14 protein-coding genes and 1 riboswitch are annotated in these 17,449 nt (G+C 47.4%); of the genes, 4 read left to right on the top strand and 10 right to left on the bottom strand.

Features of this window, described 5'->3' with window-relative positions; translation table 11 throughout:
• Positions 1–3: 3 nt before the first annotated feature.
• The 4 genes from ACJHYD_RS02365 to rcnR form a co-directional block, all read right to left on the bottom strand.
• The gene (locus ACJHYD_RS02365; RefSeq protein ID WP_001551336.1) at positions 4–822 is read right to left on the bottom strand and encodes a glycoside hydrolase family 25 protein; all 819 of its coding nucleotides are present in this window, start codon (positions 820–822) and stop codon (positions 4–6) included.
• A 64-nt stretch (positions 823–886) separates the two neighbouring features.
• Positions 887–1,687: a bifunctional hydroxymethylpyrimidine kinase/phosphomethylpyrimidine kinase gene (gene thiD / locus ACJHYD_RS02360; RefSeq protein ID WP_000822274.1), complete on the bottom strand. Its 801-nt coding sequence runs from the start codon at positions 1,685–1,687 to the stop codon at positions 887–889.
• Complete coding sequence (thiM, locus tag ACJHYD_RS02355; protein WP_001551337.1) at positions 1,684–2,472, bottom strand: hydroxyethylthiazole kinase; 789 nt, start codon at positions 2,470–2,472, stop codon at positions 1,684–1,686. Before thiM ends, thiD begins: the two co-directional genes overlap by 4 nt.
• 34 nt (positions 2,473–2,506) lie before the next feature.
• Positions 2,507–2,603, bottom strand: a riboswitch (TPP riboswitch).
• A gap of 91 nt (positions 2,604–2,694) precedes the next feature.
• A complete protein-coding gene (gene rcnR, locus ACJHYD_RS02350) occupies positions 2,695–2,967 on the bottom strand; it encodes a Ni(II)/Co(II)-binding transcriptional repressor RcnR (RefSeq protein ID WP_000019944.1) in 273 nt (90 codons plus the stop codon).
• Positions 2,968–3,087: 120 nt separating this feature from the next.
• On the opposite strand from rcnR, the gene rcnA reads away from it, so the two are divergent.
• Both rcnA and rcnB read left to right on the top strand, forming a co-directional pair.
• Positions 3,088–3,912: a nickel/cobalt efflux protein RcnA gene (rcnA, locus tag ACJHYD_RS02345; protein WP_000134572.1), complete on the top strand. Its 825-nt coding sequence runs from the start codon at positions 3,088–3,090 to the stop codon at positions 3,910–3,912.
• 218 nt (positions 3,913–4,130) lie between these two features.
• Positions 4,131–4,469, top strand: coding sequence for a Ni(II)/Co(II) efflux transporter accessory subunit RcnB (rcnB, locus tag ACJHYD_RS02340; RefSeq protein ID WP_000153073.1), 339 nt, complete (start codon positions 4,131–4,133; stop codon positions 4,467–4,469).
• Positions 4,470–4,550: 81 nt separating this feature from the next.
• Here rcnB and ACJHYD_RS02335 read toward each other — a convergent pair whose 3' ends face one another.
• The 6 genes from ACJHYD_RS02335 to apbC all read right to left on the bottom strand — a co-directional run bounded on the left by ACJHYD_RS02335 (position 4,551) and on the right by apbC (position 11,337).
• On the bottom strand, positions 4,551–5,585 hold the full coding sequence (locus ACJHYD_RS02335; RefSeq protein WP_001551339.1) for a fimbrial protein: 1,035 nt from the start codon (positions 5,583–5,585) through the stop codon (positions 4,551–4,553).
• A 10-nt stretch (positions 5,586–5,595) separates the two neighbouring features.
• A complete protein-coding gene (locus tag ACJHYD_RS02330) occupies positions 5,596–8,076 on the bottom strand; it encodes a fimbrial biogenesis outer membrane usher protein (RefSeq protein WP_001551340.1) in 2,481 nt (826 codons plus the stop codon).
• A gap of 15 nt (positions 8,077–8,091) precedes the next feature.
• The gene (locus ACJHYD_RS02325) at positions 8,092–8,766 is read right to left on the bottom strand and encodes a fimbria/pilus periplasmic chaperone (protein ID WP_001551341.1); all 675 of its coding nucleotides are present in this window, start codon (positions 8,764–8,766) and stop codon (positions 8,092–8,094) included.
• An 80-nt stretch (positions 8,767–8,846) separates the two neighbouring features.
• The gene (locus ACJHYD_RS02320) at positions 8,847–9,389 is read right to left on the bottom strand and encodes a fimbrial protein (RefSeq protein ID WP_000830468.1); all 543 of its coding nucleotides are present in this window, start codon (positions 9,387–9,389) and stop codon (positions 8,847–8,849) included.
• Between the two features lie 294 nt (positions 9,390–9,683).
• The gene (locus tag ACJHYD_RS02315; RefSeq protein WP_001551342.1) at positions 9,684–9,965 is read right to left on the bottom strand and encodes a YehE family protein; all 282 of its coding nucleotides are present in this window, start codon (positions 9,963–9,965) and stop codon (positions 9,684–9,686) included.
• A 262-nt stretch (positions 9,966–10,227) separates the two neighbouring features.
• On the bottom strand, positions 10,228–11,337 hold the full coding sequence (gene apbC / locus ACJHYD_RS02310) for an iron-sulfur cluster carrier protein ApbC (RefSeq protein ID WP_001005448.1): 1,110 nt from the start codon (positions 11,335–11,337) through the stop codon (positions 10,228–10,230).
• Between the two features lie 131 nt (positions 11,338–11,468).
• On the opposite strand from apbC, the gene metG reads away from it, so the two are divergent.
• Both metG and ACJHYD_RS02300 read left to right on the top strand, forming a co-directional pair.
• A complete protein-coding gene (gene metG / locus ACJHYD_RS02305) occupies positions 11,469–13,502 on the top strand; it encodes a methionine--tRNA ligase (RefSeq protein WP_001551343.1) in 2,034 nt (677 codons plus the stop codon).
• A 140-nt stretch (positions 13,503–13,642) separates the two neighbouring features.
• Entirely contained in the window at positions 13,643–17,440 is a 3,798-nt protein-coding gene (locus tag ACJHYD_RS02300) for a DUF4132 domain-containing protein (RefSeq protein ID WP_069903824.1), read from the top strand.
• Positions 17,441–17,449 lie beyond the last annotated feature (9 nt).

The following is a 17,449-nucleotide window of genomic DNA, read 5'->3' as shown; positions in this document are numbered from 1 at the left end:
TATTTAAGGCGTTTCTTTAATCCCATCAACGAATGCCTGCAACTCCTCCACCGTGCCATTAAACACATTAAAATCCACCGGACCATTAATGCCATCTACCTGTCCACGGTCGGAATGCTGCCAGAAGCGCCAGGCCATGCCGTCATTGTCCGGGCGACGTTGATAATAGTGAGCCACCCACCACGGATATTCATTGAAATAGCCCGCCAGATTGGTGTGATAAAAAACGGCTCCTGAGTAAATAATTGGCTTTTTTCCCGTGCGTTTTTCGACCATTTTTAGCCACTGACTTACCCGCTTGCGTAATTCTTTTGCCGATAATTTTCCCCGTTCTTCTACGTCCAGCACGGCAGGGAGATCGCCGTGGGCAAAATCCACCGTTTGCAGAAATAATCGCGCCTGAACTGAAGCGGATACCGACGGGGAGAAATAATGATACGCCCCGCGCAGCAGGCCATTTTCGCGGCTTAGTTGCCAGTTACGCGAAAAATAGGGGTCCACCAGCTTTTCGCCTTCCGTCGCCTTGATAAAGGCAAACTGCAAGCGAATACCGTTATCGCGCATTTTTGCCACCTGCTGCCAGTCGATTCGCTCCTGCCAGCGTGAAACATCAATACCATGAATGGTGTAACTGGCAGGAATGCGAATAGCAAAAGATTTGACCGGACGATAACCGTAGAAGTGGATGTAGTCTTTAATCTGAATTGCTGTCGAGTAGAAAAAATTCACCGTCTGACGCGGATAAATTGCAACGATGGAAATTAGCCCAAGAGCGCATAATAAAGCGGTGAATTTTTTTCGACTGGTGATTCTCAGTTGCATTGGTTTCATCCCTGAATGTCAGCGCCAAAGACTGACAATAACCAAAGCAGCTATAGTAAGGTGCTCACCACCACGCGTGGAAGTGGTGAACCGGACCAATACCGTGACCAACTTCCAGCGTGTCGGCCTGGGCTAACGCCGATGAAAGCCAGCTTTTTGCCTCCTGTACGGTGTCAGCCCAGTTTGTATGGCGCGGGCGTAGTGCAGCCAACGCCGCAGAGAGCGTACAACCAGTGCCGTGGGTGTTTTTGGTCATAATGCGCGGTGCAGTAAATCGTTGTTCTCCCTCACGAGTAAACAGCCAGTCCGGGCTTTGTTCATCATCCAGATGACCACCTTTCATTAGCACTGCGCCACAGCCCATCGCCAACAGCGATCGCCCTTGTTCCAGCATTTCCTGTTCGGTGCGCGCGTGTGGCGCGTCGAGCAAGGCAGCAGCTTCGGGCAAGTTTGGCGTTATTAATGAAACCTGTGGCAATAATCGACTGCGCAGCGTAGCAACCGCCGAAGGTGAAAGCAGCGGGTCGCCGCTTTTTGCCAGCATAACGGTGTCGAGTACCACGTTTTGGATCTGATAACGTTGCAACCGTTCTGCCACCGCTTCAACAATATCGGTTTCCGCCAACATACCGATTTTAGTGGTGTCGATTCGCACATCGCTGAACACCGAATCGAGCTGGGCGGCGACAAAATCAGGCTCAATGCGATACACCGACTGTACACCACGGGTATTTTGCGCCACCAGTGCAGTAATAACTGAGCAACCATAAGCGCCAAGTGCCGAGAAGGTTTTAAGATCGGCCTGAATCCCCGCACCACCACTCGGATCAGTACCGGCAATCGTCAGAGCGTTAATTCGTTTCACGCTTGCACCTCCTGCGTCAATTGCCAGAGCGCATCAAGGAAATGTGGAACAAAACTGCCTGGCCCCTCGCTACTGGCGACTGCGCGTTCTCCGGCTTGTTTCATCCAGTGACAGGCAGATGCGATATTTTCCAGCGTATCGCCTGGTAGCGCACAACAGGCAGCGACAACCGCCGATAATGCACAGCCAGTTCCTACCACTTTGGTCATTAACGGATCGCCGCCGTGAATGCCAACGGTGCGACGACCATCGGTAACATAATCCACCTCGCCAGTGACCACGACGATTGCGCCAGTTTCCCGTGCCAGTGTTTGTGCAGCGGGTATCGCATTAGCTGCGGCGTCAGTGGTATCCACTCCCCGTCCGCCATTAGCAATGCCAGCTAATGCCATGATTTCCGAAGCATTACCACGTATGGCGGTTGGCTTATGAGACAGAAGTTCCAGACAAAAACGGCGGCGATAGTCGAGTGCACCAACCGCAACCGGATCAAGCGTCCAGGGTGTTTGAGAGCGTTTTGCTTGCTCAACGGCGGCACGCATCGCCTGTGCGCGTGGCTGCGTCAGTGTGCCAACGTTAATCAGCAACGCACTGGCGATAGCCGCAAACTGACTGGCCTCTTCGGTTTCGATAACCATCGCTGGCGATGCACCGAGCGCCAGCAAGGTATTGGCAGTAAAGGTTTGCACCACATCGTTGGTCATGCAGTGCACAAGAGGGGAATGTTGGTGAAAAAGGTGTAACGCGTGCGCAGATTGCGCGGAACTCAGCAGGTCGACTTGCATAGTTTGCTCCTGCCATAACGTGAAGAAGCAATGACCTGGTGGTCCGTGACTTCCCTACGCTGGCATTATCCAGATCAGGTGATACGGGTATTTCTCAGCCTTCACGCAGAAGGGCACCCCGAGTCGTTTGATTGCGATGATAAATCGCAGAGGAGGATGGTAATGTCCAGCGCACGCGTTGTAAACGGGGAAAAACGGCAGTTTTACAATCGCGTTAATAAATTATTTGATATAAGAATCCAGCACCTTCAGAACGACATCCAGATCTTCTTCACGTTTTAGCTCATCCCCCTGGTGAACGATGTGTTCCGTCAGATGACCTTTAATCACTTCCCGCATCAGACCGTTTACCGCGCCACGGATAGCAGCAATCTGTTGTAAAACTGCAGCGCATTCGTGCGGCTCGTCGAGCATTTTCTTGAGCGCCACGACCTGGCCCTGAATCTTACTGGCACGCGCTTTCAGTTTCTGTTTATCACGGATGGTATGAGACATGGCAACACCTGGTTAACAAGAATATGAAAAATCATAGCACTATTAATCTACTGGGGGGTAGTATCAGGTACTGGGGGGGAGTAGAATAAGATTGCCGAATTAATACTAAGAATTATTATCATGACCGAATTTACCACTCTTCTTCAGCAAGGAAACGCCTGGTTCTTCATCCCCAGCGCCATCTTACTTGGTGCGCTTCATGGCCTGGAACCAGGGCACTCAAAAACGATGATGGCGGCGTTTATCATCGCCATCAAAGGCACCATTAAACAGGCGGTGATGCTCGGACTGGCAGCAACCATTTCGCATACCGCAGTGGTCTGGTTGATTGCCTTTGGCGGGATGGTGATCAGCAAGCGCTTTACTGCTCAATCAGCAGAACCGTGGCTCCAGTTGATTTCCGCAGTGATCATTATTGGCACCGCGTTCTGGATGTTCTGGCGTACCTGGCGCGGCGAACGCAACTGGCTGGAGAATATGCACGAGCATGATCATGAGCATCATCACCACGATCACGAAGATCACCACGACCATGGACATCATCACCATCACGAACATGGCGAGTATCAGGATGCCCATGCACGAGCCCATGCCAATGACATTAAACGACGCTTTGATGGTAGAGAGGTCACCAACTGGCAAATTTTGTTATTTGGCTTAACCGGTGGCCTTATCCCCTGCCCGGCAGCAATTACCGTGCTGTTGATTTGCATTCAGTTGAAAGCCCTGACACTGGGCGCAACACTGGTCGTCAGTTTCAGCATTGGCCTGGCGTTAACGCTGGTCACCGTAGGCGTTGGCGCAGCAATCAGCGTTCAGCAGGTCGCAAAACGCTGGAGCGGATTTAACACTCTCGCTAAACGCGCCCCCTATTTTTCCAGTCTGTTGATTGGCTTAGTTGGTGTGTATATGGGCGTACATGGCTTCATGGGCATAATGCGATAACTCAATCCTTTAGGCTTGCATGTTATCTTCAGCCCAGGATGATTCTTAAATCAGCTATTTCCGCTGACTCTCTGCTCGCTAAGGATGCTTTTAGGGCATCCTTTCATTTACACTTTTTACGAAATCATGGGATCACTAACAAAATATCGCTTGTCAGTTATATTGTATGGCAGGAAAGATATGCGACTGATATTACAGATCCCCAAAGTGGAGAGTTTATGACCATTAAAAATAAGATGTTGCTGGGTGTGCTTTTGCTGGTTACCAGTGCCGCCTGGGCCGCACCAGCCACCGCGGGTTCGACCAATACCTCGGGAATTTCTAAGTATGAGTTAAGCAGTTTCATTGCTGACTTTAAGCATTTCAAACCAGGCGATACCGTCCCAGAGATGTACCGCACCGATGAGTACAACATTAAGCAGTGGCAGTTACGTAACCTGCCCGCGCCTGATGCCGGGACACACTGGACCTATATGGGTGGCGCGTACGTGTTGATCAACGACACCGACGGTAAAATCATTAAAGCCTACGACGGTGAGATTTTTTATCATCGCTGAAAAAAAGCCCCCTCGAAGAGAGGGGGAAATGCAGACACCTTATTATTTTTATTATTAGCCACTTGCTCGTCTTGCTTGTTATTAGTCGTATTTCACGTTGATTAATGCGGTTGCCTGTAGTGCGCCAGATTTAACTTTGTTTGTATCGTAGACGTAGTAACTGGCCAGGACAGGTATATTAATAATATTACTATTTAAAGAAGCCCCGGTTTTATCTGTTTTCCATAATGATGTCGCCGCGCCCTGATCGCCGCTAGCAGAAATTTTGATGGCTGCTTCAGTCCCTTTGGGTGGTTCTTTTAGATCCAACACAAATCCTACACCATTATCTATGTTGCCGCGCAAAATTGTATTGCTTCCTGTAACTAAGTCACTGCTGGAAAGATATACGACCATATTCCGCGATGCTTGTTTTGTGTCGCCGAAAAGATTATCACATTTCAACGTAATTATTCCTTCCTTACTATTCGCCGTAATCTTTCCCTGACTTCTGAGTTGGGACAAGGCAATATCATCTACTTTTATTATTGTGTTTTCAGGCTTACAGGTCGTATTTTTAGGATAATAGGAAATACTTAATCCAAGCGTAAATGTATCCCCCGCCAGTTTACTGGTGAGATAACTTACACACCAGTTAATCTTCAATGTCTTACAAATGCTCAACCAAAAGTCAATGGATGAAGATGACTCACCGCCAATATTTGCAATCACAGTATCTGAAAGAAACCAGGTAGGTTTTCTTTCTCCAGTAAAATCAGGTGTGCCTTTAGATATTTTAACCACATAGGGTAATACTGCCTGCGCATTGCTGGATTTCCCAATCGTGTCACTGGTTTTACCTAAAGACTCTATTTTAACCTTTAACTTTTCGCCATTACCAAAAGGCCCGACTTCAACCCAATCACTTTGGATATTTTTATAGACTATTTTATCCGTGCTCGTATCACAAGATATCCCGGTAAACACAACACTTTTACTAAAGGAAACCTCATTCGCTAAAATCTCCCCCACATTAATACTATCAGTAATATTTAATGATGCAGTGGTACGACATCCAGCCCAGGTAAAATTAACCCATAAAATAAATATTAGTAACATTCCATTTCTGAACATCATATTCCACCTCTCACCGACAGATATAATTTCTACTTTCATCAATCTCTTTACCGAAGGTGATTGTGCATGAAAGTCCTTGTTGCTTATCAATTGCTACATTAACCGATGGCGGTACTTCATTGGTGCGAATAAATAACTGACTTCCCTGGCCGACAACGCCAATATTATGACCGTGGATATCATTGACTTCATAACCAAACGTTAATGGTTGCCCATCCGCTCTTAACGCTTTTATAAACCAGGGCTTGCGCTGATCGGTATCAAAATTAACCAGTACAACCGCGCCGCGAAAAGGGGCGGCAATTTTCCGGTTACCGCGCAATTCTGCTTCGCTATCGCTTTGCGACACATCCAGCATCAGGTGATTTTCCCGATAAGGTGTCATTCCGTCGTATACCACCACTCCATTACGGTTTGTTGTGCGATATTTTTGCCCATTGACATAAGCATCTTTAATTCCTGGCGCATTCATCACAGCAAACGTTTCGGAAAGACGGTTCGCCAGATTAACGCCACCCGACCAGGCGACAATGCCCCCTGAAACACTGGCTCCAGCCTGTCGATAAGTACTCGACTTACTATAACTGCCATTCACTGTCGCAACCGGCGCGTTCCAGGTTAAATTCGCTCCAGCTGTCGTTTCATTTCCCTGATGCTGATGACTCAGGTTGACCCCATAGTTAAATTGATCCCGGTTTCCAACGGTTCCCGATAATCCCGTATTATTTGAGGCAAAACCCTGATCATCAAACGTCGTTGAGTTAGACATATATATTTGCCGACGAGGCGTCGTAACGTCATCACCCCAATCAAAGGGAATCGATATAAAAATATTAAAACGTTTCTCTTCATGATGATTCTCGTCATAAGCCTGGCTTGCCGCGAGGGTATAGCTTATCCGTCGCAGGTTGTTGGAATAACTCAACTGATAATCCTTACTGCTGCCGCTACGCCCCCAGTAATCTCGCCATAACGTACTTAAGGACACAGAACCCCAGCCTTCTGGCAATGACTGGCTCATATTGGCAGAAAAGCTATTTTTACGGCCAAAATCGTTCTGGTAATAATCGGCAATGTCATAGATATCGTTTTCATCACGGCGATAATTATCTTTATTGTTTGCCCAAACGTGATCGTTAAATGTCCGGTAATCACGCGACGAATAACGCCAGGCCGCCAGACCAAAACGCGTCGACGTTTGGCTCACAAATTTGTTGTAGGCAATTTGATAACTTTGCCCGTCAAACACATCGCCGTTGTCTTGTTTACTATGCGACTTCGTGGCATCGACGGAAATGGCACCAATGCGTGTATTCCAGCTAGTCCCCAAAGTGAACGCGTAATAATTATTCGCGACCATCGATCCGCCATACAGCGTCAATAAGTTATTAAAACCATACTGATAACCCGCCTGGACAAAATCACTTTGTTTGCTCGCCCCTTCAATATGGCTACGACCCGCCGCAAAATCATATTTCGACACGCCAGGTTGCAGCATATTCGGCACCGCTGCATAAGGCACCAGATAGGTGGTTACCGAACCGTCCGCCTCTTTCACGCTGACATCAAGATCTGCTCCACCACCGGCCAACTGCAAATCTGTAATCGCAAACGGGCCAGGAGGAACCTCTTTCTGATAAACCACAAAACCGTTCTGTTCAATAGTTACCAGCGCGTTACTCTGAGCAATCCCCTGCACCCGTGGAGTAAAATTCTGTTTCGAGTTAGGCAACATCTGCATATCACGAAACAACCGCACACCGCTGAAGCGAACAGAATCAAAAATATCGCTTGATGTGTACATATCACCCACGCGAAGCGTGCCGAGAAGTTGGGCAAATCCACGTTCCAGATACAGGGTATTGCTTTTCCACACCCCTGGATTGCTATTTGTTTTACTGAAACTGGCATCAGAATGCAGTTGCCACCCCAGTAAGTTTAACCCGCTGTTAAAACGTACATATGTACTCTTGCTATTACCCGACGCTTTATAGTCGCTGTAATACTGACTCACATAATAAGAGGTATAAAACGCATTAATACCCCGCTCCCAGTTTTCCGGTGGAACATAGCCACTTTCCAGTTCTTCCACCCACGCCTGCGGGACACTGAAATCGAGACGAAAAACTCCGATATCCCAGGTATAGCTCCCACCCTGAACAAGTTGCTCAAATGTTAAACATTGCTTACCGCTGGCAAAGTTATCGGTATTAATGCCTAACCGCTTGATAATTTCCCTTGATAAACATGTTTCTTGCGGGTTGTCTTTAACAATGATCTCATATTTCCCGCGCCATTGCTTATTGACATAAATATCGATGTCATACTGCCCCGGCAAGGGTTGATTATCATCAAGACGAATATTTGCAACCTGCTGGTCTTTCATTCCACCTATCATAAAATGGGTATCAAAGGTTTCTTCAGCTGCATAAGCTTCAATGCCGAGCAATAACGCTACGATTGCTGATGCAAGTGGGGTCATTCTCAACATAGGCAGCTCCTGCAATTAAATTTTGTCACTAATATAGTTGCCATGGTCATCGATAATGGTCAGATACCAGTTATTCGCATTATTACTTTTGACATTAATACTCTGACTTTCTAAGGGGGCAATCATAATAGTTTCATAATTGACTTTGACATTATTAGCTTTGACATCCGAAATCGTTACCCAATTTGCTGAGTCATTTTTTATCACCAATCCATTGCCACTGCGATTTACCAGTAACTTTTTAAATGTCGCTTTATTTACCGGTGCAATACCCGCAGGCCGGTAAAACAATTTGATTCTGTTTTGCATTGCAAATTTCAGTGCATTCTTGCCCTCTTGCTCTGGACTATTTGGTGGAATATCCAGAACATTCAGATAAAAAATGCTCTCTTTATTAGTGGGCAGTTTATTCGGCATAATTTTGATTTTTACTTGCTGCCCGGAATTTGCCCCTATTTTTGCCACTGGTGGCGTTAACATGAAAGGAACCTGAATTTTTTCTGGTGGTAACGACGTATCACCATCATCAATCCACGCCTGCAGCAGCGAAGAACGGTTTCCCTGATTCATCAACTGCACCATCACTTCTTTATTTTCTGCCGGGTAAATAATACGCGTCCCGTAGATAACAATACCGGCATGTGCAGGAAGGACCATAGAAGAAATGAGTAAAGCAAATAATCCTTTCATCTTAATGCCTCTTAAATTAAAAGGCCGCCATGGGGATAGCGGCCATGTTTATTACCTGGAGAAACTTGAAATTTTATTTATTAATCCTGCGCCACACGCATAACCAGAGAAGATAACACATCACCTGATTGCACTGAATTATCTGTCAGCTTCAGGTATTTTGCTTTAAACGGAATAGCATATTGACCTTCCGCTGTTTTATAACTCTCAATGTTAAAAGGTGCAGAAACATCCAGGACATCGCTGTTATCACCTAAATAGAGATAGTACCCCACGGTATCGTTGCTACTGGCTATCGCCTTATCGTTTCCGGTTATTTTATCGTTGGTAATCAACGAGAGTTTTACACCAGCAACTTCTTTCGGACAGCTAATTTTTAACATGCTGCTGGTTACACCGACTGCATCATCATAGGTCGAGTATTTAGCTTTACCTTCAAAGACAGTGGTTGGTACAGTTGGCATATTAATACTTACTGAATCGCCACCCGCTTCGAATTTACACGGAGATTCTGCAATATTCCCTTTAATGGTTAATGTTCCGGTATCAACGTCTGCGGCAAATACCCCAGCGCTCATAAAAAAAGAAGAAAAGACAGCGGCAGCAATAATTGAACGTTTCATAATATGTTCCTTAATAAAATTTATTTTTGGTTGTTAAGAGTCTGTATCTCTTGGAAACAAATTTCTCACATCAAAAAAGTTGCCGCAATGTAAACATATTGTTTTATTGATTTAAAGCAAATTAACTATTGCAATATAAATACAACAAATACTTAAGCATATTAAATATTTATCACATCTATTAATTAATGCAGATTTTTGTAAATGGTATTATTGATATCAATAAAAAAGCTGAAATCATTCACACGGATGATTTCAGCTTTCTAAATTCGATTAAAAAACCAGGGTGGCAAATTAATCGTAGCGATTTAACACGATTCGACGTTTGCTATCGCTACCTGCAACAACCACTTCTGTCGTTACACCTTTGACTGGCGAAGAAACCTGATGACGGGTATCAACATCATACGTTAACGGACCACAATGCTGTTGAGGTTGACCATTAACCATAGCCATACTGCATGTTGGGGGACTGATCCTGCCATTAATCGTTAATGTGGCAGTCTGTGAAGAGAACGCGGGAGAAGCCATTCCATAGGCAAGAAAAATAATTCCTGACAGCCAGTACTTATTCATTGAACGTTATCCCTGTAGTAAAGGTTATGCCTGGATAGAATGAGTGCATAACAAACTATAGCTGTACATCCACTACACAGCCACGAAGGATGATAATGAAGCATTGCCTGTACGATCAATCGACTTTATAGAGTTTCGGACGAAGGTCCGCAGAATATTCGCAGTATTAAATAAGTGTTCATTAATGCGGCAAAAACAAATACACCGCATCAATGTAACATCTCTGCGGTGTATGAAGAATAACCAGAATGGTTAATAGGCGTTAGACCGCGCGGAAGGAAATTTCGCCTGGAATGACTTCACCCTGCCAGTAGAGCTGAGCTGCAACGCGGTCAGCCAGCTGGCGGTAGATAGCGGTAAATTCGCTCTCCGGACGGCTGATAACCGTTGGCGTGCCTTTATCGAGATCCTCACGTAAGGAGATGTGTAACGGCATCTGCCCCAGCAGCTGTGTGTGGTATTTTTCAGCCAGTTTCTCAGCACCACCGGTACCGAAAATCGGTTCATGGTGACCACAGTTACTGCAAATATGCACACTCATGTTCTCGACAATACCGAGCACCGGAACCTCGACTTTCTCGAACATCACAATGCCTTTTTTCGCATCGATCAACGCAATGTCCTGCGGGGTGGTGACCACTACCGCGCCAGTTACTGGAATGTTTTGTGCCAGTGTCAATTGAATGTCACCGGTGCCTGGCGGCATATCAAGCACCAGATAGTCGAGATCCGGCCACAAGGTTTCCTGCAACATCTGCATTAACGCCTTGCTCGCCATCGGACCACGCCACACCATCGCATTGTCGTCAGTGACCAGATAACCAATTGAATTGGTTGCCAGTCCATGAGACATAATCGGTGCCATATGGGTACCGTCCGGCGAAGTTGGACGCTGATTTTCTGCACCCAGCATGGTGGGTATTGATGGGCCGTAGATATCGGCATCCAGAATGCCGACTTTCGCCCCTTCCGCCGCCAGTGCCAGCGCCAGGTTTACCGCCGTGGAGGATTTACCCACGCCGCCTTTACCTGAGCTGACCGCAATGATGTTCTTCACGCCGTTAATTCCCGGCTGATTCTTCACGCGTTTTAAGGTGGCGATATTGTGCGACAGTTTCCAGTCGATAGCTTTCGCCCCGGTGATGCGCAGCAGTTCGGCGCTACATTGCTCTTTTAACTCTTCGAACGCGCTATGCCAGACGAATGGCATAACCAGTTCCACATGCAACGTGTCGTCCATCCAGGCGACATGGTGCAACGCTTTCAGCGTGGTGAGGTTATGCTTCAGGGTTGGGTGCTGAAAATTGGCCAGTGTCCCGGCGACCATTGCGCGCAAGGCTTCTGGTGATTTGGCCTGGGATTGTTCGTTCATCCCGACTCCTTTTTTGTATAGATAAACCATCAGCTGATAGTTTACCTGAAGAATATAGAGAAGTACTTACTTAACATTTTCCCATTTGGTACTATCTAACCCCTTTTCACTATTAAGAAGTAATGCCTACTATGACTCAAGTCGCGAAGAAAATTCTGGTGACGTGCGCACTGCCGTACGCTAACGGCTCAATCCACCTCGGCCATATGCTGGAGCACATCCAGGCTGATGTCTGGGTCCGTTACCAGCGAATGCGCGGCCACGAGGTCAACTTCATCTGCGCCGACGATGCCCACGGCACACCGATCATGCTGAAAGCTCAGCAGCTTGGTATCACTCCGGAGCAGATGATTGGCGAAATGAGTCAGGAGCATCAGACTGATTTCGCAGGCTTTAACATCAGCTACGACAACTATCACTCGACGCACAGCGAAGAGAACCGCCAGTTGTCAGAACTTATTTATTCTCGCCTGAAAGAGAACGGTTTTATTAAAAACCGCACCATCTCTCAGCTTTACGATCCGGAAAAAGGCATGTTCCTGCCGGACCGTTTTGTAAAAGGCACCTGCCCGAAATGTAAATCCCCGGATCAATACGGCGATAACTGCGAAGTTTGTGGCGCGACCTACAGCCCGACTGAGCTGATCGAGCCTAAATCGGTGGTTTCTGGTGCTACGCCGGTAATGCGTGATTCTGAACACTTCTTCTTTGATCTGCCCTCTTTCAGCGAAATGCTGCAGGCATGGACCCGCAGCGGCGCGTTGCAGGAGCAAGTGGCAAACAAAATGCAGGAGTGGTTTGAATCTGGCCTGCAACAGTGGGATATCTCCCGCGACGCCCCGTACTTCGGTTTTGAAATTCCGAATGCACCGGGCAAATATTTCTACGTCTGGCTGGATGCGCCGATTGGCTACATGGGTTCCTTCAAGAATCTGTGCGACAAACGCGGCGACACCACCAGCTTCGATGAATACTGGAAGAAAGATTCCACCGCCGAGCTGTATCACTTCATCGGCAAAGATATTGTTTACTTCCACAGCCTGTTCTGGCCAGCAATGCTGGAAGGCAGCAACTTCCGCAAGCCGACTAACCTGTTTGTTCATGGCTATGTGACGGTGAACGGCGCGAAGATGTCCAAGTCTCGCGGCACCTTTATTAAAGCCAGCACCTGGCTGAATCATTTTGATGCTGACAGCCTGCGTTACTACTACACTGCGAAACTCTCTTCGCGCATTGATGATATCGATCTCAACCTGGAAGATTTCGTTCAGCGTGTGAATGCCGATATCGTGAATAAAGTGGTTAACCTGGCATCCCGTAACGCTGGCTTTATCAACAAGCGTTTTGACGGCGTGCTGGCAAGCGAACTGACTGACCCGCAGTTGTACAAAACCTTCACGGATGCCGCTGAAGTGATTGGTGAAGCGTGGGAAAGCCGCGAATTTGGTAAAGCGATCCGCGAAATCATGGCGCTGGCAGATCTGGCTAACCGTTATGTCGATGAACAGGCTCCGTGGGTGGTGGCGAAACAGGAAGGACGCGATGCCGACCTGCAGGCAATTTGCTCGATGGGCATAAACCTGTTCCGCGTGCTGATGACTTACCTGAAGCCGGTACTGCCGAAACTGACCGAGCGCGCGGAAGCATTCCTTAATACGGAACTGACCTGGGATGGTATCCAGCAACCGCTGTTGGGCCATAAAGTGAATCCGTTCAAAGCGCTGTATAACCGCATCGATATGAAGCAGGTTGAAGCACTGGTGGAAGCGTCTAAAGAAGAAGTGAAAGCAGCTGCCGCGCCAGTTACTGGCCCACTGGCAGATGATCCGATTCAGGAAACCATCACCTTTGACGACTTCGCTAAAGTTGACCTGCGCGTGGCGCTGATTGAAAACGCAGAGTTTGTTGAAGGTTCTGACAAACTGCTGCGCCTGACGCTGGATCTCGGCGGTGAAAAACGCAATGTCTTCTCCGGTATTCGTTCTGCTTACCCGGATCCGCAGGCACTGATTGGTCGTCACACCATTATGGTGGCTAACCTGGCACCACGTAAAATGCGCTTCGGTATCTCTGAAGGCATGGTGATGGCTGCCGGTCCTGGCGGGAAAGATATTTTCCTGCTAAGCCCGGATGCCGGTGCTAAACCGGGTCATCAGGTGAAATAATCCCCCTTCAAGGCGCTGCATCGACAGCGCCTTTTCTTTATAAATTCCTAAAGTTGTTTTCTTGCGATTTTGTCTCTCTCTAACCCGCATAAATACTGGTAGCATCAGCATTCAACTGGATAAAATTACAGGGATGCAGAATGAAACACTTTATCTATCAGGACGAAAAATCACATAAATTCTGGGCGGTGGAGCAGCAGGGAAACGAGTTGCATATCTGTTGGGGAAAAGTTGGCACCAAAGGGCAAAACCAGGTAAAAAGTTTTGCGGATGCTGCGGCAGCGGCAAAAGCGGAGCTTAAGCTGATCGCAGAGAAAACGAAAAAAGGCTATGTGGAAAATGCTTTAGCAAACGTGCATATCCCCCCCATCACCAAAGCCACTCCTGAAGTTGAAACCTCCCCTGAGAGTAAAAACAAACGCCCATGGGTGGCTGATGATGCAGTCATTCCGGTAACTGGCGATATTAATCGATTTGCTTTTCCTCATCGCTCTCGCCCCAGAGAGATCAATTATCTGTACAAAGATGGCCAAATATGGAAGCGCATCGCGAATAACACCAGGGCATATGACCCCGACAATAATTACCGCTCTTATCCTGAAAACTGGCAGCTGGCGTTTGCCGAGTTACAAAGGCGAATTCTGAATAATCAACAAACAGGAAGTATACAATCTGATGCGGCATTGCTCTGGAATTTATGGAACTCTTACTCTACAGATGAACTGGTCGATGACTTAGTCATTCGCTGTGGTCTGGAAACTACCGTTGAAATCGCCCTTCTCGCTCTTCAACTCAAATATAAACCAGTAAAAGCCGACGTCACCACCATTATTCCCCCTGATCTCAAAGCAGAATCACTACCGAACTGGCATCAACGTCTATGTCATCATCTTTCACTCGCTTCAGAAGATGAGTGGCAACGCTGTGTAGATAAAGTTCTCGCTGCTATTCCCTCGCTATCCCCAGCACGGCAACCTTTTGCGGCGTTACTGCTCCCTGAACGCCCGGATATTGCCAATGCTATGGCGCTACGTTATGCAGATCAAAACGTTCCGGCGATGACCTGGTTAAGACTGGTGGTAACCGATGACGCCGCTCTGACTACAGCAGAAAAATACGACTTCCCACCGTTGTATCATGATTTTCGCGCTTATCTGGCAATGTTGCTGGCAAATAATGGGGTGCGCGGTGTAAGCCGGATACTTCTTGAGTTTACGGAAGAGCATTCTGACAATCCCACTTATCTCTTCGAGCGCATCAGCGAGACTGAAGATCTTGTCAAATGGCTATGGAAAACGAATCACCCGGATGCGATTCAAATTCTGATCCTCGGTGTAATTGGCAAGAAAAAGCACCTGGAATACTTAAGCAAAGCCTGTCAAAAACATCCCGCTGCGGCTCTTGCCGCTTATGCAACTTTACTGGCAATACATGAAGATGCACAGTGGCGTAAAGCGCTTGTCAAACTGATTACCGCCACGCCAGATTTAGTCACTGACGTCATTCCCTGGGTTAATGCTAAAGCGGCAGGCATCTTATCTGAATGTCGTACTCAGTTAGTCGCTGAAGAATGTGAATACGCCACTGCGGATATGTTGCCGGAGCTGTTTGTCGCTCCACCGTGGGTAATAAATAAGAAAACGAATGTAATACCCGTATTTGATTTACCGGTGCTTCCCATCCCTGCAGTCACTGACATCACGCCAGGAATTACAGAGTTAATCAGTCATACTGACATATCCAGATTCAGTGAAATCGCGCAATATCAGTCATCACAGCAAACCTTATTTACCGACCTGCCACTAATTGAAAAAGAAAGCTGGGAGACATCTTTCATTCCTTTTACACCAGAACAACAAATCCTTTGGCAATTAGGTTTTAATGAATGGCTGCATTGCGAAGATGACTTACATGAAAAAAAATATATACCGCAAAGCGCTGTTGATGCCTTGTTGCGCTTTGATTTTCCAGCACTAAAAGCTGAGTTTGCGAAATATCACAACAATGCCAACAAAAGCTGGAATCTATCTGCGCTTTGTTACTTACCGGGACAACAGGCGATTTCATTTCTCAACCAAATAATCATTGAGGAGCGATATTCAGGTGAGAAAGAGATTCTGGCAGTTTTTGGTAGTACGGCCATTCCTGCGTTTATGACCTGCTTGCAACGAGATCATCAACGACTGTGGATATTCACCCTCTTTATTGGGGCCAGTGAACTAGCCTTACCAATGGCGCAGCGGTTACAGAAAAAAATGGCTTACAAGGATGCCATTAATTGGCTGGCAAATAACCCGCGCCATGCCGCCGCCGGGCTACTGCCTTTGGCGCTGGGCAAACCGTGCCAAAATCGGGAATATGCCCGCCAGGCATTCCGCCTGCTAGTGAAATTAAACCAGCGAGAAACGATTGAAGAAATCGGCCGGAGATACAACCAACCTGATGTTTTAGCTGCGCTGGCAACATTGTTCGATAGCGATCCGCTGGAAGAATATCCCGCTAAAATCGCCCCACTGCCCGGCTTTTATCAGTTCACCTTATGGCGCAGACCACGGCTTAAAAGTAACAACCTGCCTCTGCCAGATGACGCTATGCGCCACCTGGGCACAATGTTGAGCTTTCCACGCGACATTACCTCCTACGCTGGGCTGGCGACCATCAAAGAGACCTTCACCCACGAATCACTGGCTGACTTTGGCTGGGATCTCTACACGGCATGGACAGAAGCTGGCGCACCCGCAAAAGAAAACTGGGCATTTACTTCGCTTGGGATTTTAGGCAATGACGACACCGCACGTAAATTAACCCCGCTTATCCGTGCCTGGCCGGGTGAATCCCAGCATAAACGCGCGGTTTACGGGCTGGATGTATTAGCTGATATTGGCAGCGATGTTGCGCTAATGCTGCTTAATGGCATCGCGCGAAAAATTAAATTCAAAGCATTACAGGAACATGCCCGCGAGAAAATCAACATAGTTGCTGAAAACCGTGGGCTGACTATGGCTGAACTGGAAGACCGCCTGGCTCCAGATTTAGGGCTTGATAACAGTGGCTCGCTGATACTGGATTTCGGCCCACGTCAATTCACCGTTGGTTTTGACGAAACCTTAAAACCTGTAGTGCACGATGCAAACGGCAAAGTCCTGAAAGATTTACCCAAACCAAATCAGAGCGATGATCAAACACTGGCAACTGACTCCGTTAACCTCTTCAAACAATTGAAGAAAGATGTGCACGCCATTGCCAGCCAGCAGATTGATCGTCTGGAGCAGGATATGTGCCAGCGCAGACGCTGGACGGCAGAGCAGTTCCGCCTGTTTCTGGTGGAGCATCCGCTGGTACGTCACTTAACCCGACGGGTGTTATGGGGGGTATATACTGAGGAAAACACGCTGATCGCCTGCTTCCGGGTCGCAGAAGACAGCACTTACAGCGATGCGCAGGATGAGTTATTCACGCTGCCAGCAGGAAACATCGGTATACCGCATGTGCTGGAAATATCTCCTGAATCCGCCACTGCATTTGGGCAAATTTATGCTGATTACGAAAAGCTTCCTCCCTTTCGCCAACTCGATCGTGGTTATTACCACCTTACTGATAATGAACGTGATACCCATGAATTGATACGCTGGCAAGGACGTCTTTGCCAGGCCGGGCGCATTGTCGGGCTGGAACGTCGAGGCTGGCAACGTCTGGAAGAAAGCGGCAGCGTCTATGCGATGCGCAAATCTACCCCTTATGGCGCTCTCGAACTTGAAACAGAACATTTTTCATTAACTTATGGCGAAACGGGGTATAGCGACCTGCTACCTGTTGAAAGCGTAAAAATCACTTCACCAGGGGAACGCTACAGTACACAGCCCTCGCTCACGTTCTCCGCGCTTGATGCCATCACCGCCAGCGAACTCATTAACGACATCGAATCACTTTTTGATTAAAAGGACTTT

Source organism: Escherichia sp. WS1368, from assembly GCF_046487485.1.
Classification (GTDB): domain Bacteria; phylum Pseudomonadota; class Gammaproteobacteria; order Enterobacterales; family Enterobacteriaceae; genus Escherichia; species Escherichia coli.
Note: the sequence above shows the minus strand (reverse complement) of the source record. Positions and strands in the feature narration are given on the sequence as shown.

Coding starts and splice junctions, on each gene's coding strand:
- rcnB (WP_000153073.1), top strand. CDS start 4,131: ATGACCATTAAAAATAAGATGTTGCTGGGTGTGCTTTTGCTGGTTACC.
- rcnA (WP_000134572.1), top strand. CDS start 3,088: ATGACCGAATTTACCACTCTTCTTCAGCAAGGAAACGCCTGGTTCTTC.
- thiM (WP_001551337.1), bottom strand. CDS start 2,472: ATGCAAGTCGACCTGCTGAGTTCCGCGCAATCTGCGCACGCGTTACAC.
- ACJHYD_RS02335 (WP_001551339.1), bottom strand. CDS start 5,585: ATGATGTTCAGAAATGGAATGTTACTAATATTTATTTTATGGGTTAAT.
- ACJHYD_RS02300 (WP_069903824.1), top strand. CDS start 13,643: ATGAAACACTTTATCTATCAGGACGAAAAATCACATAAATTCTGGGCG.
- ACJHYD_RS02330 (WP_001551340.1), bottom strand. CDS start 8,076: ATGTTGAGAATGACCCCACTTGCATCAGCAATCGTAGCGTTATTGCTC.
- ACJHYD_RS02320 (WP_000830468.1), bottom strand. CDS start 9,389: ATGAAACGTTCAATTATTGCTGCCGCTGTCTTTTCTTCTTTTTTTATG.
- rcnR (WP_000019944.1), bottom strand. CDS start 2,967: ATGTCTCATACCATCCGTGATAAACAGAAACTGAAAGCGCGTGCCAGT.
- ACJHYD_RS02325 (WP_001551341.1), bottom strand. CDS start 8,766: ATGAAAGGATTATTTGCTTTACTCATTTCTTCTATGGTCCTTCCTGCA.
- metG (WP_001551343.1), top strand. CDS start 11,469: ATGACTCAAGTCGCGAAGAAAATTCTGGTGACGTGCGCACTGCCGTAC.
- ACJHYD_RS02365 (WP_001551336.1), bottom strand. CDS start 822: ATGCAACTGAGAATCACCAGTCGAAAAAAATTCACCGCTTTATTATGC.
- ACJHYD_RS02315 (WP_001551342.1), bottom strand. CDS start 9,965: ATGAATAAGTACTGGCTGTCAGGAATTATTTTTCTTGCCTATGGAATG.
- apbC (WP_001005448.1), bottom strand. CDS start 11,337: ATGAACGAACAATCCCAGGCCAAATCACCAGAAGCCTTGCGCGCAATG.